11 protein-coding genes and 1 pseudogene are annotated in these 23,530 nt (G+C 69.8%); 8 read left to right on the plus strand and 4 right to left on the minus strand.

The genetic code is table 11. The annotated features are described in order from the left end of the window. From ACFWPJ_RS01795 to ACFWPJ_RS01810, 4 genes and pseudogenes are all read right to left on the minus strand, one after another. Positions 1-156: pseudogene (locus tag ACFWPJ_RS01795) on the minus strand (daunorubicin/doxorubicin resistance ABC transporter ATP-binding protein DrrA); the annotation flags it as partial. After that, positions 153-13,448 carry an amino acid adenylation domain-containing protein gene (locus ACFWPJ_RS01800; RefSeq protein ID WP_378845907.1) on the minus strand — a complete coding sequence of 4,432 codons (13,296 nt, stop codon included), beginning with the start codon at positions 13,446-13,448 and terminating at the stop codon, positions 153-155. The gene ACFWPJ_RS01800 and the pseudogene ACFWPJ_RS01795, both read right to left, overlap by 4 nt. A 109-nt stretch (positions 13,449-13,557) precedes the next feature. Further along, positions 13,558-13,980 carry an AMP-binding protein gene (locus ACFWPJ_RS01805; RefSeq protein ID WP_378845909.1) on the minus strand — a complete coding sequence of 141 codons (423 nt, stop codon included), beginning with the start codon at positions 13,978-13,980 and terminating at the stop codon, positions 13,558-13,560. A 182-nt stretch (positions 13,981-14,162) separates the two neighbouring features. Continuing rightward, a complete protein-coding gene (locus ACFWPJ_RS01810; RefSeq protein WP_378845911.1) occupies positions 14,163-14,966 on the minus strand; it encodes a VOC family protein in 804 nt (267 codons plus the stop codon). A gap of 297 nt (positions 14,967-15,263) precedes the next feature. Here ACFWPJ_RS01810 and ctaD point away from each other — a divergent pair, with 297 nt between their 5' ends. The 8 genes from ctaD to ACFWPJ_RS01850 all read left to right on the plus strand — a co-directional run bounded on the left by ctaD (position 15,264) and on the right by ACFWPJ_RS01850 (position 23,385). Beyond that, a complete protein-coding gene (gene ctaD, locus ACFWPJ_RS01815; protein ID WP_189027200.1) occupies positions 15,264-17,006 on the plus strand; it encodes a cytochrome c oxidase subunit I in 1,743 nt (580 codons plus the stop codon). 114 nt (positions 17,007-17,120) lie between these two features. Beyond that, positions 17,121-18,359 (plus strand): phosphoserine phosphatase SerB, encoded by a 1,239-nt coding sequence (serB, locus tag ACFWPJ_RS01820; RefSeq protein WP_378845913.1) that lies wholly within the window; start codon positions 17,121-17,123, stop codon positions 18,357-18,359. Positions 18,360-18,516: 157 nt separating this feature from the next. Further along, complete coding sequence (locus ACFWPJ_RS01825; RefSeq protein WP_378845915.1) at positions 18,517-19,299, plus strand: peptidyl-tRNA hydrolase; 783 nt, start codon at positions 18,517-18,519, stop codon at positions 19,297-19,299. A gap of 135 nt (positions 19,300-19,434) precedes the next feature. Continuing rightward, positions 19,435-19,587 carry a hypothetical protein gene (locus ACFWPJ_RS01830; protein ID WP_378845917.1) on the plus strand — a complete coding sequence of 51 codons (153 nt, stop codon included), beginning with the start codon at positions 19,435-19,437 and terminating at the stop codon, positions 19,585-19,587. A gap of 18 nt (positions 19,588-19,605) precedes the next feature. After that, entirely contained in the window at positions 19,606-20,439 is an 834-nt protein-coding gene (locus tag ACFWPJ_RS01835) for an ABC transporter ATP-binding protein (RefSeq protein WP_378845918.1), read from the plus strand. A gap of 288 nt (positions 20,440-20,727) precedes the next feature. Further along, the gene (locus ACFWPJ_RS01840; RefSeq protein WP_378845919.1) at positions 20,728-21,534 is read left to right on the plus strand and encodes an NUDIX hydrolase; all 807 of its coding nucleotides are present in this window, start codon (positions 20,728-20,730) and stop codon (positions 21,532-21,534) included. A gap of 9 nt (positions 21,535-21,543) precedes the next feature. Continuing rightward, positions 21,544-22,320, plus strand: coding sequence for an enoyl-CoA hydratase-related protein (locus ACFWPJ_RS01845; RefSeq protein ID WP_378845921.1), 777 nt, complete (start codon positions 21,544-21,546; stop codon positions 22,318-22,320). 87 nt (positions 22,321-22,407) lie between these two features. Next, positions 22,408-23,385: a class I SAM-dependent methyltransferase gene (locus tag ACFWPJ_RS01850; protein ID WP_189027215.1), complete on the plus strand. Its 978-nt coding sequence runs from the start codon at positions 22,408-22,410 to the stop codon at positions 23,383-23,385. The last annotated feature ends 145 nt before the right edge of the window (positions 23,386-23,530 follow it).

Consider the following 23,530-nt stretch of genomic DNA (forward strand, 5'->3'; position numbering starts at 1 on the left):
GTTGGGGCCGAGGATGCCGAGCACCTCACCGGGCGCCGCGACGAAATCGATGCCGCGCAGCGCGTGCACGTCGCCGAAGGATTTCTCGATCCCTTCGACGATCACGCCGCCGGAGGTGGCTGTCGGGCTCTGGACAACAGTGCGTTCGACGCTCATATCAGGTCTCCTGCTTCCATGTGCTCGTCGAGTACCGGCGAGATGACCGACAGTGCATGGGGATTGGTCATTTCGTCGTGGGTCACGTCGACATCGCGGTTGACGATGTCGCCGGTCACGTAGGGCCGCCAGCCGTCCGGGCCCATCCATGCGGAGGGGTCGACGGTGGCGCTGAAATAGAGGATGTCGCCGTGGTAGACCGGGCGCTGATAGTCGGTCCTGGTCCCCGCGGACGCGTTGTACGAGCCCGCCATGCGCTCGATGGTGGCGGCATCGATGAGTTCGACGCCGCCGAGCTCGGCCGTGATGAGCTCGGCCGCTTCCGCTGCGGTGGCGTCGGCGGGGACATTGTCGATGCCGAAGATCGAGCCGAAGGTGTTGATGAAGGCGCCCGGTGACAAGCGTTCGATGGTGTCGCCGTCGATATCGGCGGTGTCGGTGTCCAGCAGCGCCACCACGCCGACGCGCTCGCCCGCCGCCGCCAGCTGGACCGCCATGGCGTGCGCGATCAGACCGCCGAACGACCAGCCCAGCAGATGATAGGGGCCGCTCGGTTGCACCGCGCGGATCTCGCGCACATACCGCCGCGCGAATTCCTCGATGGAGCGGGCCGAGGGCTCGCGGCCGCTGAGGTCGGGTGCCTGGAGTCCGTAGATCGGCCGGTCCGGGGCGAGCTGTTCGGCGAATCCCAGGTAGCTCCACGACATTCCGGAGGACGAGTGGACGCAGAACAGTGCGGGCCGATCGCCGCCGAGCCGGATCGGCAGCAGCACATCGAGACCCAGTCCGGCAGGTCCGGCGGCGGCCGGTTCGGCGGCTGCTGGCGTCTGCGCGGCGAGGGCAGCGGTTTCCTCGGCCGAGGCCGTCTGAGCGGCCGGGGTGGCCGCGAAGTGCGCGGCGGCGCCGAGCGCCTCGACCCACAGCTGGGCGAGTTCGGCGACATCGTCGCGGGCGAGCAGGTGCTCCGGGTAGTCGAAGTCGGCGTGCAATCGGTTGCCGACCACCATGGCGTTCACGTCGATCGCCGACATGATCGGGACCTCCGCGTGCTCGCCCGCGTGCAGCTCGCCGAGGTCGTCGGTGGGCAGCCAGCCGAGACCCTCCAGTCCGGCGGGTACCTCGGCCGTCGTATGCCTGCCGAGGTAGTTCACGCAGATCTGGCCGGGGAGCCGCTGCGGGAGCTGCGCGGCCGTGTCGGGATCGAGGTAGCGCAGCAGGCCGAAGCCGATGCCCTTGTCCGGCACCGCCAGGAGCTGGTGTTTGACCGCGCGGATCGCCGTGCCCATGGCCGGGCCGCCGGCGAGCGCGTCCTCGACGTCGATACCGGCGAGGTCGAGGCGCACCGGGTACAGCGAGGTGAACCAGCCGATGGTCCGCAACAAGTCGGCGCCGGGCACGACTTCCTCTTGCCTGCCATGGCCTTCCAGCCGCAGCATCGCCGAGCGCTCGTCCACGCCGCGGCGCGCACGCCAGCGCACGAGAGCCAGTGCCATGGTGGCGAACAGGGCGTCGGTGACGCTGCCGTGGAACAGCCGCGGCAGGGTGGTGAGCAGCGCGGTGGTGACGTCGTCGTCGACCTCGATGTCGAGGCGGCGCACGGTGTGGGCCTGGTCGACCGCCGGATCGAGGTGCCGGTCGCCGAGCAGCGGGTCGGGACCGTCGACGACCCGCTGCCAGTACCCGAGTTCGGCCCGGCGCCGCTCGCTGCGCGCCTCCTCGGTGAGCGCGTGCGACCAGCGGCGCAGGGAGGTGCCGACGTCGGCGAGGACCGGGGTGCTGCCGACCGACACCTGCGCCCACGCACCGATCAAGTCCTGCACCAGGATTCGCCACGAGACGCTGTCGATGGCGAGGTGGTGCGCGACGACGATCAGGCGGCCCGGTCTGGTGCGCGACCCCGCGTCGCCGACCGGATCGAGCCAGACGAACTGCAGCACCACACCGTCGGCCGGATCCAGGCGGTTCATCGCGGAATCGAGCTCGATCTGGGCGTATTCGCGCAGTTCGACCGGGTCGGCGGCGTCGTATTCGGTGCGGTGCACGAGGGAATCCACATCGACCGAACCCGGATCGGCCACCCGCAGCTGCCAGCCGTCCTCGTCCTGCCACAGGCGCGCACGCAGCATGTCGTGCCGATCGATCACGGCGGTGAGGGTCTCGACGAGCTGCGCACGCTCGATGCCGACGGGCAGCTCCAGGACGGCGGTCTGGGCGAAGCGGTCGAAATCGCCGCCGCGCTCGATCATGTAGCGGACGATCGGGGTCAGCGGCAGTGCGCCGACGCCACCGCCGGGCAGTTCCGCGAGCGCCTCCACCGTGCCCGCGGCGTCGACGGCGGCGGCGAGCGCGGCCACCGTGCGATGTTCGAACACCTGCAGCGGTGTGCAGTGCACGCCGGCCAGTTTCGCCTGGGTCACCAGCTGGATCGCCAGGATGCTGTCACCGCCGAGCGCGAAGAACGAATCGTCGACGCCGACCTTCTCCCGGCGGAGCAGCTCGGCGTAGATCTGCGCGAGGACATGCTCGGTCGGAGTCCCGGGCGCGCGGTACGGCGTCTCCTCGACCACGAACACCGGTTCCGGCAAGGCTTTTCGATCGAGCTTGCCGACCGCGTTGATGGGGATCGCGTCCAGCACGACGAAAGCGACGGGCACCATGTAGGCGGGCAGGATGTCGGCGGCTTCGGCGCGGACCCGCGCGATGTCGAGGTCGGCGCCGGGTGTGCGCACCAGATAGGCCGCGAGCGCGGTCGCACCGGTGGGGCCGGGAACGCCCAGTGTCACCGCGACATCCACGCCGTCGATGCCACCGAGTGCGGCATCGATTTCGCCGAGTTCGATGCGCTGTCCGCGTACCTTCACCTGGAAATCGGTGCGACCGAGGTATTCCAGTGCCAATCCGGCCGGGGCATCGCCGGGCGACCGAACCCGGTCGAGCCGGTGCTGTCGGTCGTGCCCGGACAGGCGGCCACTACGGACCCAGCGCACCAGATCACCTGTGCGGTACAGAAGTTCGCCGGGGCCGCCGAAGGGGTCGGCGACGAATCGCGCGGCGGTGAGTCCCGGCCTGGCGTGGTAGCACCGAGCCATGCCGGTTCCGGTCAGATACAACTCGCCCGCGACGCCGACGGGGACCGGGCGCAACCGGTCGTCGAGGACGAGGACCGCCGCACCGCGGATCGGTGTGCCGATGGTGACCGGTTCGTCTGCCGACAGTGGCGCGGAGCCGGTCGCCCAGATGGTGTACTCGGTGGGGCCGTACAGATTGACCATCGTCCGACCGGACGGACCGCCACACCAGCGTGCGACCAGGTCGGGGCCGACCGCCTCGCCGGCCACCGCGAGCACCCGCACGCTCGACACCTCGGCCGGATCGATAGTGGCCAGCGCAGACGGGGTGATCACCATGTGGGTGACCGACTCGGCGGCGATCAGTTCCGCGAGTGGGGCGCCGCCGAAGACATCCGGTGGTGAGATCACCGAGGCGGCGCCGCAGCCGAACGCCATCAGAGCCTCGAAGACCGAGGCGTCGAAACTCGGTGAGGCGACCTGCAAGACGCGGGAGTGCTCGACCAGATCGAGGTCGGCGCGTTGGGCCGCTATGAGGTCGGCCAGTCCGCGGTGGGTGACGGCGACGCCCTTCGGTGTTCCGGTAGAGCCGGAGGTGTAGATCATCCAGGCGGGGTTGTCGACGCGGATCGGCAGCGGGAGCTCGTCGACGGTGAGTGCGGCGTCGTCGGCCGCGCGCAGGCGGGCGGCGAAGGCCTCGTCGTCGAGGACCAGCCAGCGGGTGGTGTCGGGGAGCTCAGGCCGGTACGCGGCCAGGGTCAGGCCGACCTGTGCGCCCGAATCGGTGAGCATGTGCTCGATCCGGTCCACCGGATGTTTCGGGTCGACCGGAAGGAAGGCCGCGCCCACCTTCGCGGCGGCCCAGATACCCGTGTGCAGTTCGGCGCAACGGGGGAGCCCGAGTGCCACTACGGTTTCCGTGCTCGCTCCGGCTTCGATCAGCAGCCGGGCCAGCTGATTCGAACGGGTGTCGAGTTCGCGGTAAGCGGTGGTCGCGGTCGACACGAGCGCGGGTCGCTCGGGGAAGGCGGTGGCGATGTCGGTGAGCAGCTGCGGCAGCGTTGTCGTGCCGACGGTGGCGGGGCCGCGGACCGGAATCAGTTCCGCGCGTTCGGATTCGTCGAGGAGGTCGATGTCGGCGAGGCGGACGTCGATGTCGGCGAGCACGGCCGCGAGCACCCGCCGCCATCGTGTCGCGAACGCGCGGACCGTGGCGGCGTCGAAAAGGTCTGTCGCGTAGGTCAGGACGCCGTCGAAGCCTGCGGGGCCGGACTCGGAGAACCGCTCGCGCAGGTCGAGAGTGAGATCGAAGGCCGAGGAGCAGCGGTCGAAATCCTCGACCTCGAAACGCAATCCGGGCAGTTCGAGCACCGGTTCGACGTAGTTCTGCAGCGACAGCGAGACCTGGAAGATCGGGTGGTGCGCGGTCGATCGGGTGGGGTCGAGCACCTGGACGAGCTGCTCGAAGGGCACGTCGGCGTGGGCGAACGCATCGAGATCGGCGGTGCGGACCGTGGCGAGCAACTGGCGGAATCCGGTGCCGGGGTCGACCGGTGTGCGCAGGGCCAGGGTGTTGACGAACATGCCGACGAGCTCGTCGAGCGCCGCTTCACCGCGACCGGCGACCGGGGTGCCGATGACGACATCGTCGGTGCCGCCCAGCCGAGCGAGCAGCACCGCGAGCGCGGCGTGCACCACCATGAAGACGCTGACATTGTTGTCGGCGGCGAAATCGACCAGGGCGCGGTGCATCTGGTCGTCGATGGTGAAGTCGACATCGTCGCTGCGCAGGGTCTGCACCGCGGGCCGGGGGCGATCGGTGGGTAGTTCCAGCGCGTCGGGTGTGCCTGCGAGGGTTTCGCTCCAGTACCGGATCTGCTGTGCTGCCACGGATTCCGGGTCGGTCTGACTGCCGAGCAGTTCGCGGTGCCACAGAGCGAAATCGGTGTACTGCACGGCGAGTGGGGACCATGCGGGCGCGTTGCCCGCCGCACGCGCTGAATAGGCGGTCACCAGATCAGCGGCCAGCGGCGCCATCGAGGCGCCGTCGGCGCTGATGTGGTGCACCACGAGCACGATGACGTGCACGGGGACATCGTCCTGGGAACCCGACGCCGCACCGGGCGCAGGGACGGCGAGCCGGAACAACCCGACGCGCAGGGGGGCTTCCTTGGCGAGATCGAATCCGGTGCCCGCCAGCTCGTTGATCCGATCACGCAGCGGCGCACCGTCTTCGGTATCGATCACGGGGAGGGCGGGTGTGGCCGTGTCCATGCCGACGACCACCTGACGTGGTCCCTCGGCATCGGCGGGGTATCGGGTGCGCAGGCTTTCCTGGCGTTGCACCACATCGGCGAGCGCACGGCGCATGGCAGCCACATCCAGCTCGCCGGTGAGACGCAGTGCTATCGCGATGTTGTAGGCGGCCGAGCCCGGGTCCAGCTGGTTGAGCACCCACATGCGCTGTTGCGCGGGGGACAGCGGGATGCGGTCGGGGCGGATGCGTGGCGCGAGGGCCGGGCGGCCGGGGCCACCGCCGCCCGCGGGAACGACCCGGGACGACAGTTGCGCCACGGTCGGCGCGTCGAACAGGTCGCGCAGCGCGATGGTGGAGCCCAGCACCGAATTGACCCGAGCGACGACCTTTGTCGCGCTCAGTGAGTTGCCGCCGAGTTCGAAGAAGGACTCGTCGACGCTCACCCGATCGGTGCCGAGTACCGCGGCGAACACCTCGGCGACGGCTTGTTCGGTCGGCGTGTGCGGTGCGAGATACGGCCGCTGAGCGGCCGAGAAGTCCGGTACCGGAAGGGCTTGACGATCCAGCTTGCCGACGGGGGTGAGTGGGATGTCGTCCAGTACGACGACGTAGGCGGGCACCATGTAGCCGGGCAGTTCCGAGGCCACCCACGCCCGCAGCCGCTCGGTGTCGAGGTCGACGCCCGGCGCGGGCAGGACGTAGGACACCAGCACGGTGGCACCCGCCGGTCCCGCGCGCCCGATGGTCACCGCGTAGTCGACCTCGTCGTCGCGGGAGAGGACCGCGTCGATCTCGCCGAGCTCGATCCGCAGGCCGCGGATCTTGACCTGGAAATCGCTGCGGCCCAGGTATTCCAGTGCGAGCTCGTCGTCGCGCTCGACCCAGCGCACCATGTCGCCGGTCCGGTACATGCGTTCACCGGCGGTGCCGTAGGGGTTGGCGACGAACCGGCTCGCGGTCATCTCGAACCGGTTGAAATACCCGCGCGCCAGGGCGGGCCCGGCCAGATACAGCTCGCCCTGGATGCCGACCGGAACCGGCCGCAACCAGCCGTCCAGCACCACCACCGCCGCGCCGCGGATCGGCCCGCCGATGGTGATCGGCTCGCCCGCGAGGAGCTCGGCGGGCCCGGTGGCCCAGATGCTGAACTCGGTGGGGCCGTACAGGTTCACCATCCGCCTGCCCGCCGCCCACTTCTCGATGAGCTCCGGGGTGGCCGCCTCGCCGGCGACCGAGAGCACCCGCAGCGCGGTCAGTTCGGTGGGTTCCATCGTCGCCAGCGCCGACGGCGTGATCACCGCGTGGGTGACCCGCTCGGTGCGCAGCAGCGTCTCGAGTTCGCTGCCGCCGTAGACCTCCGGTGGCGACACCACCAGCCGTCCGCCCGCCGCGTGCGCGGTGAGCATCTCGAAGACCGAGGCGTCGAAGCTGGGGGAGGCGACCTGCAGTGCGCTCGCGGAAGGATCGAGCGCGAGGGTGTCCCGTTGGGCGGCTGTGAGATTGGCGACGCCGCGATGGCTCAGCAGGACCGCCTTCGGTTTGCCGGTGGAACCGGAGGTGTAGATGAGGTAGGCGGTGTGGTCGATGTCGATGGGGCCGCCGCGTTCGTCGTCGGTGATGGGCGCGTCGGAGACCAGCATGGCGCGGCGGATGGTGTTCAGGTCGTCCAGGAGCAGCCAGTCGATGGTGCCTGGCAGTGTTTCACCGGTCGCCGTCACGGTGACGCCGATCGGCGCCTTGGAATCGGTGAGCATGTGCTCGATCCGCTCCACCGGATAGCTCGGATCCAGCGGCACGAAAGCCGCACCCGACTTGACCAGCGCCCACACCGCGACCACCGACTCCAGCGACCGGGTCAGCGCGAGAACGACGAACACCTCGGGCCCGACGCCGCGAGTCAGCAGGACCCGGGCGAACCGGTTCGACCAGGCATCGAGCTCGCCGTAGCTCATCGACAGCTCGCCCGCGCTGATCGCGATCGCGTCGGGGTCGATGCGCGCACCCGCCGCCAGGATCTCCGGCAGCGTCCGCATCGGCAGCGGGCGCGGGCCGCGGACCGGAGCCAGCGTGGCCAATTCGGTGTCGTCGCAGTACTGGAGTTGCGAGACCAGGGCGTGCGGGTTCTCGGCGAGCTGTCCGAGCAGCCGGACGAAGCGATCCAGGAATGATCGCACGGCAGCGTGTTCGAGTCGATCGGCCATGAACTTCACGGTGATCCGCAGGGAGTCGCCCGCTCCGGCGGTGCCGCGCAGCGGAATCACCATGAGGTTGAGCGGATACGGCGTCGCGTCGGTGCCTTCCACGTCGAGCACGCGCATGCCCGCGATGTCCAGGGCCTGCGACAGCGCCTCGCGGTCGATGGGATAGGACTCGAAGACGGTCAGCGTGTCGAACAGTTCGGCGAGACCGACGGCGCGGTGGATCGCGGCCAGGCCGACGTGCTGGTGGTCCATCAGTCGCGCCTGCTCGGCTTGTACGCGGGCCAGCAGATCGCTGACGTTCTCCGCGGGGTCCAGCGTCACCCGCACCGGGACGGTGTTGATGAACAGCCCGACCATCTCCTCGACGCCGGGCAGCTCCGGCGGCCTGCCGGAGACCGTGCTGCCGAACATCACGTCGGTGCGGCCGGTGAGCATGGCGAGCAGCATCGACCACGCCGCCTGGACCAGGGTGTTCACGGTCGCGCCCGCCTCGCGCGCCGCGGATTCGAGCACGGCGACGGTCTCGGCGGACAGGTCGTGCGAGATCAACGCGGTCTCGGTCGACTCGATGCCGGCCAGCGTGGGGACGGCGCGGGTCGGGGTATCGACGCCGGCCAGCGCCCGCTTCCAGGCCGCGATCGATGCCTCGGCGTCCTGTTCGCCGAGCCAGGACAGGAACTCCCGGTACGAGCGCGCGGGCGGCAGGACCGACGGGTCACCGGCGGTGACGTACAGCGTGAGCAGTTCCCGGACCAGAAGTGGGGTCGACCAACCATCCAGTACCAGATGGTGATTGGTCATGATGAGCCGGAATTCCCCTGGCGCGGTGCGGATCAGGGTGAAGCGGACCAGCGGGGGACGGGTGAGCGCGAAGCGGGTCAGCGCGTCGAGGGCGATGATGCGGTCGAGTTCGCGCGCCCGCTCCTGCTCGTCGGCGATCTCGGTGAGATCGATGTTCTCCCAGCGGATCTCGGCATCCGCGAGCACCAGCTGACGTGGGCCGTTGTCGGTCTCCACGAAAGCCGCGCGCAGGTTCTCGTGCCGATCGATCAGTGCCTGCGCGGCGCCGCGCAGACGGGCGGCGTCGACGGTGCCCGTCAGGGTGAGCAGCGACTGGACCGTGTAGCCGTCGGCGGTGTCGGAGTCGTAGAGCGCGTGGAAGAGCAGGCCGTACTGCAACGGCGACAGCGGCCACACGTCGGCGAGGTTCGGGTAGGTCCGTTCCCAGGTTTCGATCTGAGGCTGGTCGACCGTGACGAGCGCGAAGTCCGAGGGGGTGCGGCCACCCGAGACGCCGCTGCGCGCGTGGATGACGAGGGCTTCCAGCGCCGCGGACCACAGGTCGGCCAGCTCGCGCACGGCGGTCTCGTCGAGCAGCCTGCCCGCGTACGCCCAGGTGACGTCCAGGCCTGAGTCTGTGAGGACGGCATTGATGTCGACGACGGCGGCCAGCGGTGCGCGGTCGTCGTTGGTCGCCGCGAACCGTTGCGGTACCCAGGCGTCGTGGCCGCCGGTTACCGCCCGGCCCAGATAGTTGAAGCTCAGCTGGGGTGTCGGTGCGTCGGCCAGCGTTGCCGCCGTCTCGCTGTTCAGGTAGCGCAGCAGGCCGAAGCCGACACCGCGATCCGGTAGCGCGCGCAGCTGCTCCTTGGTCGCCTTGATCGCCGATCCCGCCGCGTGGCCACCGGCGAACGCGTCGTCGAGGTCGATTCCGGCCAGGTCGACGGCCACCGGGTACACGCTGGTGAACCAGCCGACCGTACGGGCGACATCGGCGCCGGGCAACAGGGACTCGCTGCGTCCATGGCCTTCCAAGATCATCAGCGCGCCGGTGCGGTCGCGCCACCGGCAGACCGCCATCGTCAGCGCGGCGAGCAGGACATCGTCTGCACCACAGTGGAATTGCTCGGGCAGCGTGGTGAGGACGGTGTGGGCGACATCCGGCGGGACCGTCGTCTGCCACTGCGCCATCGTGTCGACGACATCGCGGGCCGGGTCGAAGGTGTCGGTGCCGAGTGCGGGGTCGGGTGTCGCCAGAATGCGCTGCCACAACGGCAATTCGTCGATGCGTGCGGCCGCCTGCTCCAGCTGGCCGTGTGCCCAGCGCCGGAACGAGGTGCCGACCGGCTCGAGGGTGCCGCCGAAGGCGGCGGTCGCCAAGTCCGGCAGCAGGATTCGCCAGGAGATGCCGTCGGTGACCAGGTGGTGCAGGACGAGCCAGCACAGCGGCGGGTCGTCCGCGCGGTCGATCAGCACGAAGCGGGCGACGACACCGGCGGCGGGGTCGAGCAGATCGGCGGCGTGCTGCAAGGCGCTCTCGATCGTGTCGTCGAGATCGGGCCCTGCCTGCACCACCGCGATCAGCGTGTCCGCGTCGACCGAATTGGCTTCGGCGACAATCCATTCCCAGCCATTCTCAGTCGTGCGCAGCGTGGAGCGCAGGAGATCGTGGTGGTCGATCAGCACCTGAAGTGCGGCGGCGAGCGACGGCCGGGTGGTGCCCGCGGGCAGGCCGATCAAGACCGCCTGGCCGTACCGGCCCCACGTGTCACCGTGTTCCACCATGGCGTGCACGATCGGGGTGAGATCCACGGGTCCGATACCGCCACCGGGCAGCTCGTGCACCACGTGGACCTCGGTCTCGCCCGCCACGGCCGCCAGCGCGGCGACCGTCTTGCGCTCGAAGACATCCCTGGCGCTGAACGCGATCCCGGCCGCCTTCGCGCGGGAGACCAGCTGAATGGAGACGATACTGTCGCCGCCGAGGGCGAAGAAGCTGTCGTCGGCCCCGACCGTGTCGAGTCCGAGGACCTCGGCGAAGAGTGTGGCGAGCACTTCCTCACGCGGCGTGGACGGCGCCCGGCTCGTCACCGTGCGGGCGCCGAAATCCGGCGCGGGCAGCGCCTTGCGGTCGACCTTGCCCAGCGGCGTGAGCGGGACACGGTCGAGCACCGTGACGACCGACGGCACCATGTAGGCCGGGAGTCGGTCGCCGACAGCGGCTTTCACCGCTTCGGGATGCACCTCGGCGCCGGGTGTCGTCGTCACGTAGGACACCAGCGCGGTCGCGCCGGCGGCGGTGTCGACACCGAGGGTGAGCGCGAAATCGATGGCGGGCAGGTGCTCCAAGGCGGCGTCGATCTCGCCGAGTTCGATCCGGTAGCCGCGCACCTTCACCTGGAAGTCGCTGCGGCCTTGGTAGGACAGCGTGAACCGGCCGTCGTCGGTCCACCGCACCAGGTCGCCGGTGCGGTACATCCGCTGACCGGGTGCGTGGGGATCGGCGACGAAGCGGCTCGCGGTCAATCCGCTGCGCCGGTGATAGCCGCGTGCCACACCGGGACCCGCGAGATACAGCTCACCCACGGTGCCCGCGGGGACGGGACGCAACCAGGGGTCGAGCACCAGGCCGGTGACACCGCGGACGAGGCTGCCTATCGTCACCGGCGCACCCGGGGTCAGCGGCTCGGTCAGCGTTGTCGTGATGGTGGTCTCGGTGGGACCGTAGCCGTTGATCAGTGCCCGGCCTGCCCATTTCGACACCAGTTCCGGTGGGCACGCGTCACCGCCGACGACAATGGTGCGCAGGTCGGGGAGCGTTTCCGGATCGAGCGAGCCGACGACGGCGGGCGTGACATTGAGATGGGTGACGCGATGCGCGCGCAGCACCTGCGCCATCTCCGCACCCGCGTATGCCGAAGGCGGCACCACCGCGAGGGTGGCGCCCGTTGCCAGCGTCACCAGGATCTCCTCGACGGAGATGTCGAAGCTCGGTGACACGGCATGGGCGACAACGGATTCCGCATCGACACCGAATCCGGCCCGTGAGCTGGCGACGAGATTCGCCAGACCGCGGTGCGACACCAGCACGCCCTTGGGCAGGCCCGTCGAGCCGGAGGTATAGATGACATAGGCGACCTGATCCGGATGAATCGCGCCTCGCCGTTCGGCGTCGGTGATCGGACCGGGCTTCTGTGCTGCGATGAGCAGGGCGGTCGCCTCGTCGTCGATCGAGCGCCAATCGACAGTGTCCGGCAACGACTTTCGCGCCTCGGTGACCGTCAGGCCGGTGACCACACCGCTGTCGCCCACCATGTGCTCGATCCGGTCCGCGGGATAGGTCGGATCGATCGGCACGAACGGCGCCCCGGTCTTGGCCACCGCGATGGTCGCGAGCACCGATTCGGCCGACCGCGGAATTGACAGCGCGACACCGTGTTCGGGGCCTGCGCCAGCTGCTGTCAGCACCCGGGCGAGGCGATTCGAGTACTCGTCTGCCTCGCGATAGGTGAGTGTCTCGCCCGCGCCCCAGCGCAAGGCCACCGCAGTCGGGTCGATCGCGGCGCCCGCGGCGAGAATCTCGGGCAGCGTGCGGGATTCGACACCCGCCGGACCACGCGCGGGCACCGACACGGCCTGCTCGGCGGCGGAAAGGACGGGCACCGTCGACAGCGGCGCATCGGGGCCCGCGACGAGGAACCGGTGCAGGAACAGCAGGAACCGCTCGTGGTGCGCCGCCAGATCGGCTTCGCTGTACAGGTTTCCGTTGCCCTGGAGGTCGATGTGGGTGCTCTCGCCGCCCACCCCGGGATACACATTGACGAACAGATCGTCGATCAGCCCGGAGGTGAGCACGTGCAGCCGCCCGACCACCGGGCCGAGCGCGATCCTGGTGCCCACCATCATCAGATTCACGGCGGGACCGAACGAGGCCGCCTCGTCCATCGCCCAGCCGAGATCGCGGACGATGTCTTCCTGCCGGTAGCGCTGGCGGCGCAGCGCGCCGGTCAGCTCGCCCTGCACGGCGAGGATCGCGGCGCCCACCGTGGTCTGGGGTGTCAAGGTGACGCGCAACGGGACGACATTGGCGAGCATGCCGCCCGAACGGCGCAGCGTCGCGGAGGTCCGCGCCGACACCGGCAGGCTCAGCACGACCTCCGGTGCGCCGGTCATCGCGGCGAGATAGGCGCCGAACGCGGCCACCACCGTGGGCGCGACACCGGAGTTCACCGCCGCGGCGACGGAATCGAGCAGCGCGGTCGTCTCCGCGGGCAGTGCGCCGGCGACGCGGTTGGGGTGGGCGTCGACCTCGGCATCGCGGCCCGCGAGATTCACCGGGTCGGACATTCCGGCCAGGTGCTCGCGCCAGTACTGGCGGTCGGCCTCGAAGCGGGCCGAGGTCCGGTACGCCAGATCGGCCTCGACGATCTTCTGCAACGGTTCGGCCTTGCCCGGCGGCGGCTCCCTGCCCTCGAAAGCGGCGTTGTAGAGCTCGCCCGCCCGCTGGACCAGTGCCAGCGCGCCCATGCCGTCGAGCACGATGTGGTGCATCCGCGTGTACCAGAACCAGTGGTCCTCGCCGACCCGCAGCAATGCCAGGTGGATCAGCCGGTCACGCATCACATCCAGCGGTGCGGTGTACTCGGCGCGCATCCAGGCCTGCGCGGCCCGCTCCGGGTCGGGCTCGGACCGGAAATCGAGCTCGGGGATATCGGTGTCGAGGCTCAGGTCGACGAGCTGCTGCGGCTGACCGCCGATATTGATCAGCCGTAGGTAGCCGGTGCCGAACTCACGGCCGGTGCGCCGGACGGCCTCGGTCAGCAGCTCGTGGTCTATCGGTGCGGACAATTCGACGTACTGGGCGATGGAGATGGGGATGTCGCCCGCGATGTGCTGGGCGAACCAGATCCCGCGCTGAGCGGCGGACAAGGGGAAGGCGCCGTCGCGTACGGCGGTGCCCGGTCCCTGCAGGGAAGACTGGGTCATGAGCAGACCTGCGTTCTCATGTCTGGAGCTCGGTATTCACCTTGGGTCCCCGACCCGCTGCGTTCCGCGATCCAGATCCATTCTGAACCTGTGCGGACCGGAATGGGTACTACGAGACCGCAGCCAGATCCCTGGTGGACAGCGGCGCGTCCGAGCTGACCAGATAACGCCGCAGGGTCGAGCGATCGTCGAGGACCAGCCAGTCGACGACGTCGGTCAGTTCGGGCCTGTCGTCCCGGGTGGTGATGCCGAGGTAGGCGCCGAAGACGAACTCGTCGTCGGCGACGGAGACCGGGATCGCACCGATCTTGCGCACCGCCGCCTCGGCGATGACCGCCTCGATCATGGCGTCGACCGCCAGCGCGATCCGGGTGCCCGCGGCGGCGCCGCGGCCCAGCAGCAGCCGCGCCAGCCGGTTGGCCCAGCGATCCAGATCGGCATCGGCGAGGTGACCATCGGTGGCGATCGGGGTGGACTGCCGACGCGGCAGCTGGATGACGTTGTCGGCGATCGCGGTGGTCATCGTGCTCATCGTGGTGTCCCCTTGGCGCTGGTCGGAGGTGCTTTTCGGTACACCTCTACTGTCGTCGCCGGGAGGGGACTCCGACAGCAACCCCAGCGTTGGGGGGTGACCTCCCAGGGGGCGCTTTTACCACCCCAAGGTGGTGCGCGCGCCGCCGGCGGCGCGACCGGCCGCCGCTGTCGCGGGCCTGGTCAGCGCGCGTTGCCGCCGATGCTGAAGTGGGCGCCGGTGGGGTCGGTGAGACCGGCCAGGCGGCCGTAGGGGGTGTCCATCGGCTCGAAGACGACGGCGCCGCCGAGCGTCTTGGCCAGTTCGGTGGTCTTGTCGACGTCGTCGGCGCCGAAGTAGGCCGTCCACGCGCCCGGGATGCCCTCGGGGAGGTGGCCGGTGGCGTCCATGATGCCGCCGCGCATCGGGGAGGTCGCGTGGATGGTGGTGTAGCGGAATTCGGGGGAGTCGGCCACGACGAAGATGTCGTTCCAGCCGAAGACCTCGCGGTAGAAGGTCAGCGACGGCTCGTACGCGCGGGTCATCAGCTCGAACCAGGACGGGACGCCGTCGTGGTTGCTCCAGACACCGTCGGCGACGTCGCCGATCGCCTCGAAGCCGGGGAACTCGCCTGCCTGCCACACGCCGACACCGATGCCGCCGACATCGGCGAGCACGGCCATCGTGCCCAGCTCGCCGACGGCCATCGGCTCGACGATCACGTTCCCGCCCGCGCTGCTCGCCTTCGCGGTTGTCGCGGCGGCGTCGGCGGAGGCCAAGTAGACGGTCCAGCGGTCGGGGAACGGATCGCGGTCGTCGGGGACGCGGCCCATCGCGCCCGCGACGGCCTTGCCGTCCTTGCGCAGGGTGGTGTAGCCGCCGAATTCCTCGCCGCCGCGTTCGGCGGTCCAGCCGAACAGCTCGCTGTAGAAGGCGATGGCACGGTCGAGATCGGCGGTGTAGAGATCGACCCAGGTGGGATCACCGGGCTGCGTGGCACTGGACATGACGACTCCTCGGCTGCGGGGGAATAGCTCGACAGAGTTATGACGCCCCCGCGGCCGGAAAGTCATCGCAGCCAACCGTTGCACCCGCGCGACCTGCGGAGGAAGATCGAGACCGGCGTCCGGCCGGCACGCTCTCGTCCGTCTACGGCGCGCTGAATACGACACAGAGTAGGACCCGCGCGTGATGCTGCGGCAGCACGGTTTACGATTCACTCCAACGCATGCTGACCGTCGTCTGCCTCTGACACCGACGACGGAGGGCCTGCGAGTGACGTACAGGCATCTTCAGGAGGATCAGTGACTGCGGTAGAGCCCAGGCCAGTCCCTCAGTTGGAAGCGACTCGACCGTATCCTGCTCGGACCGGGCCCAAGGGCTCGTTCCTGTACAAGGCGGTCACCACCACCGACCCCAAGGTGCTCGGCACCATGTACCTGGTGACGGCGATCAGCTTCTTCCTGGTCGGCGGTCTCATGGCGCTGCTCATGCGCGCCGAGCTGGCCCGCCCGGGTCTGCAGTTCCTCTCGCCCGAGCAGTTCAACCAGCTGTTCACCATGCACGGCACGATCATGCTGCTGTTCTACGCGACGGCGATCGTGTTCGGCTTCGCCAACATCATCCTGCCGCTGCAGATCGGCGCCCCCGACGTCGCCTTCCCGCGACTGAACGCGTTCAGCTACTGGCTGTACCTGTTCGGCGGCTCGATGGCGACCGCGGGCTTCGTGACCCCCGGTGGCGCCGCGGACTTCGGCTGGACGGCGTACGTGCCGCTGACCGACATCCTGCACTCGCCCGGTGTCGGCACCGACCTGTGGATCCTGGGTCTGGCCGTGTCCGGTCTGGGCACCATCCTCGGTGGTGTCAACATGCTCACCACCGTGGTCTGCCTGCGCGCGCCCGGTATGACCATGTTCCGCATGCCGATCTTCACCTGGAACATCGCGGTGACCTCGGTGCTGGTGCTGCTCGCGTTCCCGCTGCTGACCGCGGCGCTGTTCGGCCTGGCCTACGACCGCCACCTCGGCGGCCACATCTACGACCCGGCCACCGGCGGCATCCTGCTCTACCAGCACCTGTTCTGGTTCTTCGGCCACCCCGAGGTCTACATCATCGCGCTGCCCTTCTTCGGCATCGTGTCCGAGATCTTCCCGGTCTTCAGCCGTAAGCCGATCTTCGGTTACACCACGCTGGTCTACGCGACCCTCGGTATCGCCGCGCTGTCCATCGCCGTGTGGGCGCACCACATGTACGCCACCGGCGCCGTGCTGCTGCCGTACTTCTCCTTCATGACCTTCCTCATCGCGGTCCCAACCGGTGTGAAGTTCTTCAACTGGATCGGCACGATGTGGCGCGGTCAGCTGACGTTCGAATCACCGATGCTGTGGTCGATCGGCTTCCTGGTGACCTTCCTCTTCGGTGGTCTGTCGGGCGTCATCCTGGCCTCGCCGCCGCTGGACTTCCACGTCACCGACTCGTACTTCGTCGTCGCGCACTTCCACTACGTGCTCTTCGGCACCATCGTGTTCGCCACCTTCGCGGGTATCTACTTCTGGTTCCCGAAGATCACCGGCCGCATGATGGACGAGCGCCTGGCGAAGTGGCACTTCTGGACCACTTTCGTCGGCTTCCACACCACCTTCCTGGTGCAGCACTGGCTGGGCGCCGAGGGCATGCCGCGTCGCTACGCCGACTACCTGCCCAGCGACGGCTTCACCACGCTGAACACGATCTCCACGATCGGTGCCTTCATCCTCGGCTCGTCGATGCTGCCGTTCGTGTGGAACACCTTCAAGAGCTACCGCTACGGCGAGGTCGTCACGGTGGACGACCCGTGGGGCTACGGCAACTCCCTCGAGTGGGCCACCACCTGCCCGCCGCCGCGGCACAACTTCTACGAGCTGCCGCGCATCCGCTCGGAGCGTCCGGCGTTCGAGCTGCACTACCCGCACATGGTCGAGCGCATGAAGGCCGAGGCGCACGTCGGCTGGGGCTCGGCCAAGCACGCCACGCACGTCGCCGAAGGCACGCTGGCAAAGAAGTAAGTAGGAAACCGCCAAACGACTAGGGGTGTGCACCTGCTGGGTGACCAGCAGGTGCATGCGCTTTTTCTAGACTAAGTTGCGCATTTACGGCTCACCCCAGGGAAGGGCCCGGATATGGAGCAGATCGACTTGGCAGACACCACAGTTCTCGTGACCGTCACCGGCCCCGACCGACCTGGCGTCACTTCTGTGCTGCTGACAGCGCTGTCACGCCATCAGGTGAGCCTGCTGGACGTGGAGCAGGTCGTCATCAGGGGCAGGCTCACCCTCGGTGTGCTGGTGTCGTGCCCCAACGACCCCGAGGCGCTGCAGGACGAGCTCGAAGAGGCGATGAACACCGTCGGCATGCAGGTCGACGTGTCCGTCGACGCGCAGATCGGCAAGCCGCCGATGTCGACGCACGCCGTGGTGGTGCTCGGCGCCCCCGTCACCGCGCACGCGTTCAGCGCGATCTCGCGGATGCTCGCCGCCCTCGGCGCCAATATCGACACCATTCGCGGCATCGCCGACTACCCGGTGACCGGCATGGAACTGATGGTCACCGCGACCGACACCGGCGCCGACACCGATTCCCGGCTGCGCACCGCGCTGGCCGACGTCGCCGTCGCCGAGCAGGTCGACATCGCCGTGGAACGGGCCGGGCTGGCCCGTCGCGCCAAGCGGCTCATCGTCTTCGACGTGGACTCCACCCTGATCCAGGGCGAGGTCATCGAGATGCTGGCCGCGCACGCCGGTGTCGAGGAGCAGGTTCGCGAGGTCACCGAGGCCGCGATGCGCGGCGAGCTCGACTTCGCCGAATCCCTGCGTCAGCGGGTCGCGACCCTGGAAGGTCTCGACGCGTCGGTGATCGAGGAGGTCGCAGACCGGATCGAGCTCACCCCCGGCGCCCGCACCACCATCCGCACGCTGCGGCGGCTCGGCTTCCGCTGCGGTGTGGTCTCCGGCGGGTTCCGGCAGGTCATCGAGCCGCTCGCGCACGAGCTGGAACTCGACTTCGTGCAGGCCAACACCCTGGAAATCGTCGACGGCAAGCTCACCGGCCGGGTGGTCGGCGAGATCGTCGACCGGGCCTTCAAGGCGACCGCGCTGCGCAAGTTCGCCGCCGACGCGGGCGTGCCGATGGAGCAGACCGTGGCGGTCGGCGACGGCGCCAACGACATCGACATGCTCAACGCCGCCGGGCTCGGTGTGGCGTTCAACGCCAAGCCCGCGCTGCGCGAGGTGGCCGACACGGCGCTGTCGCACCCGTACCTGGACGCGGTGCTGTTCATCCTCGGCGTCACCCGCGACGAGGTCGAGGCGGCCGACGCCCGCGACGGCGGGGTGCGGCGGGTTCCGCTGCTCGGGCGGTAGGCACGGTCGAGTTCGTCGACGGTCCGGCCGGACCGTCGATCGAACCCGAGACCACATTCCTCGTGCAGGTGCAGGTCTCCTAGCGTCGACGGGACCGTCTGGTCGGCTCGCTAGGCTGGGCCGGACTGGTGGCGTCGATCGAATCGGGTGTTGTGGCATGGGCAGCGCGGAACTGAGCAGCGTGGAGACCGAGGTAGAGGTCAGGGACGAAGCGGCCGAATTCGCTGTGCGGCACGCCGAATTGGCGCGGGGCTACGGCGGCAACGGCGACCCGGACGACCCGGCCATGGTCCAGGCGATGCAGATGGTGCTGCATATCCCGAAGACCCATCCGCCCGCCCGCAGCGCGCTCCTGGAAGCCGCGGCGGCCGCGGCGGTCGCCGTCTGCCTCGACCCGCGCTCTGGGCCGGGCGGGGAGTGGGAGCCGCGGTATCTGGCGTGGAAGCGGTCCAGGATCAGGAAGGTCGCCCGGCGGGCTCGCGGCTCGCAGTGGGTCGCCGCAGGCGGGGTCGACGGTGTCACGATCGATGTCGACGGCGCGCAGGCCCGTGCGTTCGTTCCCGGCCCGGTCGGCGCGATCGACCAGCGGATCCGCAAACTGCAGATCGGCGGCACCGATCTCGAGCACGACGAGCCGGGCCCGCCGGACCCGCGGCTGCCGGTGCTGTGGGTCAACGCGGCGCTCGAGATGTCGGTCGGCAAGGCGGCCGCCCAGGTCGGGCACGCGAGCATGCTGCTGGCGGGTGCCCTGCCCGTGACGGCCGCGGCGGCCTGGGCCGAGCACGAGTTCCGGTGCGCGGTCCGCGATGCCGACGACCAGCGGTGGGCCGGATTGGTGGCCGAGGTTGCCGCCGGTCGCGCGGTCGCCGTGCGCGATGCCGGCTTCACCGAGGTGGCGCCCGGCTCGATGACGGTGATCGCGGTGCCCGCCCAGGCCTGACCCGCCGACACGCGCGGCCGAATCCGGCGGTTCGGTGCTGGTTTTCGCGACTCGCCGTCACGATGGGGTGTAGCTGGGGGATCGTGGGGGTATATGAAACCGATGGTCCAGGCATCCACGTAAGGAGGTTCCGCGATGGTGACCACGATTGTGGTGATCCTGATCGTGTGGGGAGTGCTGTCGGTGCCGATCTCGCTCCTCGCCGCCCGGATGCTGCGCGGCGATGCGCATCGCGATTCCGCGCCGACCAGCAACGACGAATCCCACCCGGGCCGGTCGTTCCGCTGAGGGCCCGCGTGGGCCAAGATGGAGCGCGTGTCGCAACCCGATCCCGATCTGCTCATCGACTTCTCCGACGTGACCATCCGCCGCTCGGGCCGAACGCTCGTCGGCCCGGTCAGCTGGCAGGTCGAGCTCGACGAACGCTGGGTGGTGCTCGGCCCCAACGGGGCGGGCAAGACCTCGCTGCTGAGAATGGCCGCCGCCGAGGTCCATCCGACCTCCGGTGACGCGAACCTGCTGGGGGAGACGCTCGGTCGCGTCGACGTCACCGAGCTGCGCCCGCGCATCGGGTTGTCCTCGGCGGCGGTGGCCAGCCGCATTCCCGTCGACGAGAAGGTCAGCGACCTGGTGGTGTCGGCCGGCTACGCGGTGCTCGGCCGGTGGCGCGAACGCTACGACGACATCGACACCGACCGCGCCGTGGACATGCTGGAAACCCTGGGCGCCGAACACCTTTCCGACCGCACCTACGGCACCCTGTCCGAGGGCGAACGCAAGCGGGTGCTGATCGCGCGCGCCCTGATGACCGATCCGGAACTGCTGCTGCTCGACGAACCCGCCGCGGGCCTGGACCTGGGTGGCCGCGAGGAGCTCGTGGAGCGGCTCGGCTATCTGGCCGCCGATCCCGACGCGCCCGCGATGGTCCTGGTGACCCACCACGTGGAGGAGATCCCGCCGGGCTTCACCCACGCCATGCTGCTCAGGGAGGGCGAGGTCGTCGGGCAGGGGCTGCTCGAGGACGTGCTCACCGCCGAGAACCTCAGCGCCGCGTTCAGCCAGTCCATCGCGCTGGACCGGGTCGACGGACGCTGGTTCGCCCGCCGGGCCCGCCGGGCGGGGCAGCACCGCCGCGCCTGAAGTCCGCGCCCCGGGAATCAATCGGGGGCCGGGTCGACGAGCTGGTTCGCTCGACCCCGCTCGGGCAGCATCGCCGCGCCTGGATGCCCACTCAGCGGGAACTGGGCGGGCGGGGCAGCACCGGCCCGGCTGAACTGTTCCCAGTGCTGACCAAGCGGGCGTTAGGGTGCAGAGGAGGCCGGAGTGCGGCCGCGGCGACACGCGCGCGGCCTGCCCGGTGCTCCGGCAGGCGATGGGGCCGGTCGGAGTCGGTCGCCGGGCCGTGCCCGGTGGTGGAGAGGAACGGGTATGAGTGAGTCCGGGGTAGCCGCACGGGACGCGTCGACGGTGATGCTGGTGCGCGACGGTGGGTCGGGCATCGAGGTGTTCCTGCAGCGCCGCGTCAGCGGCATGGCGTTCGCGGGCGGGATGACCGTCTTCCCCGGCGGTGGCGTCGACGCCGCCGACGGCACCGCCGACATCGCCTGGGCCGGACCCGCACCGGCGTGGTGGGCCGAGCGTTTCGCGACGACCGAGCAGGCAGCCCAGGCGCTGGTCGCGGCCGCGGTCCGGGAGACCTTCGAGGAATGCGGCGTGCTGCTGGCCGGGCCGACCGCCGATACCGTTGTCGACGACTCCGCGGTCTACCGCGAGGCCCGCGGCAAGCTCGAGCGCCGTGAGCTGTCGCTCGCGGACTTCCTCGCGGCCGAGGGTCTGGTGCTGCGCGCCGATCTGCTGCGTCCGTGGTCGAACTGGATCACCCCCGAAGCCGAACCGCGCCGCTACAACACCCGGTTCTTCGTCGCCGTGCTGCCGCAGGGCCAGATCGCCGACGGCGCGACCTCCGAGGCCGCCCAGGTCGTCTGGGCGACTCCGCAGGACGCCCTGGCGAGCTGGCGGGCGGGCGAGCACGTCCTGCTGCCGCCGACGTGGTCGCAGCTCGACGGCCTGTGCGGTTTCGCCGATACCGTGGCCGTGCTGGCCGCCGAGCGGGCGATCACCCCGATCATGCCGCACTACACGCCCAATGCCGAGGGCCCGCCGCTGACCGACTTCCCGGACAACGGCCGGTATTTCGCGGAGCTGCCGCAGCTGGGTGCGCTGGGCGGCCGGTAGGTTGGCCGCATGGCCGAATTCGTCACCCTCGAGCTGCCCACCGACCCGTCCGCTCGCGGCGTCGCGCTGCTGCGCATCGATCGTCCGCCGCTGAACCTCGTCGACGCCCAGCTGGCCCGTGAGGTCGCCGCGGCGGCCGAGACGGTGGGCAGGCATCCCGGGGTGGCCGCGCTCATCGTCTACGGCGACGAACGGGTGTTCAGCGCGGGCGACGAGATGACCGAGCTCGCCGAGCTCGACGCCGAGCAGGCCGCCGCCATGGCCGCCGATCTGCAAGCCGCCCTCGGCTGCCTCACCCGAGTACCGCAGCCGACGGTCGCCGCGATCACCGGCTACTGCCTCGGCGCCGGTCTGGAACTGGCCCTTGGCGCCGACCACCGGATCATCGGCGACAACGTCAAACTCGGGCTGCCGCAGATCAAGGCGGGGCTGATCCCGCTGTCGGGGATCCGCAGGCTGTCGCTGCTGATCGGCGCGAGCCGCGCCAAGGACCTCGTCTACACCGGTCGATTCGTCGACGCCGAGGAAGCCGCGAAGCTCGGTCTGGTCGACGAGGTCGTCGCCCCCGACGACGTCCTCACCGCCGCCCGCCGCTGGGCCGAACAGTTCGTGACGGCCGCTCCGCGCGCCCTCGCCGCCGCCAAGGCGGTCTTCGAAGCGGGCCCGCACGCGCACTCCACCGCCGTCACCGAATGGTCGGCGCTGTTCGACACCGACGACGCCCGCACCGGCACCCGCACCTTCGCCGCCGAGGGTCCGAACAGCGCTGTTTTCACCGGCAGGTGAGCTGAGACCGGTCAATCGACCAAGTGGAACCGCCGGAAACAAGACCGCCCATTGCGTGCTGAGGGTCTCCTATTACTCTTGGCGGTTATGACGGTCCACCCCGATGACCCGGCGCCGAACCCGCACGCCACCGAGGCCGAGGTCGAAGCAGCGCTGAAGGACACCAAGCTCGCCCAGGTCCTGTATCACGACTGGGAAGCGGAGACGTACGACGACAAGTGGTCGATCTCCTATGACGAACGCTGTATCGCGTATGCCCGCGGCCGGTTCGACCTCGCGGTCGGCCCCGCCCCGCTGCCCTACGAACGGGCGCTCGAGCTCGGCTGCGGCACGGGGTTCTTCCTGCTGAACCTGATGCAGGGCGGCATCGCGAAGAAGGGTTCGGTCACCGACCTCTCGCCCGGCATGGTGAAGGTCGCGCTGCGCAACGCCGAGCACCTCGGCCTGGATGTCGACGGTCGCGTCGCCGACGCCGAGACCATCCCGTACGACGACGACACCTTCGACCTGGTCTGCGGCCACGCCGTGCTGCACCACATCCCGGATGTGGAGCTGGCGCTCAAGGAGTGCCTGCGGGTGCTCAAGCCGGGCGGGCGTTTCGTCTTCGCCGGTGAGCCGACCACCATCGGCAACCTCTACGCCCGCAAGCTCGGCCAGGCCACCTGGAAGGTGACCACCGAGATCACCAAGCTGCCGTTCCTGTCCGGCTGGCGCCGTCCACAGACCGAGCTGGACGAGTCCTCCCGCGCCGCCGCGCTCGAGGCCGTCGTCGACCTGCACACCTTCGACCCGAGCGATCTCGAGAAGATGGCCAAGTCGGCCGGTGCCGTCGACGTGAAGGCCACCACCGAGGAGTTCGCCGCCGCCCTGTGGGGCTGGCCGGTGCGCACCTTCGAGGCCGCGGTCCCCGACGAGAAGCTGACCATCGGCTACCGCATGGCGCAGTACCGCGCCTGGCTGGGCCTGAGCTGGCTCGACGAGAACGTCCTGCGCAAGGTCGTCCCGCGCGAGTTCTTCTACAACGCGATGATCACCGGCGTGAAGCCGGGCGCGGCGCAGAAGTAAGTGGGGTACCGCTTCGGCCGCGACGACGTCGCCTATCTGGGCAGCGCGGCGGGATCCCCCGCGCTCGCCGAGGTCGACCGGCTGGAGCTGACCCCCGGGGGGGGGGGCCCGGCGGGAGAGAGCCCTCGCGTGGGGCGGCCACACC

The organism is Nocardia sp. NPDC058497 (genome assembly GCF_042720195.1).
In the GTDB taxonomy this organism is placed as follows: domain Bacteria; phylum Actinomycetota; class Actinomycetes; order Mycobacteriales; family Mycobacteriaceae; genus Nocardia.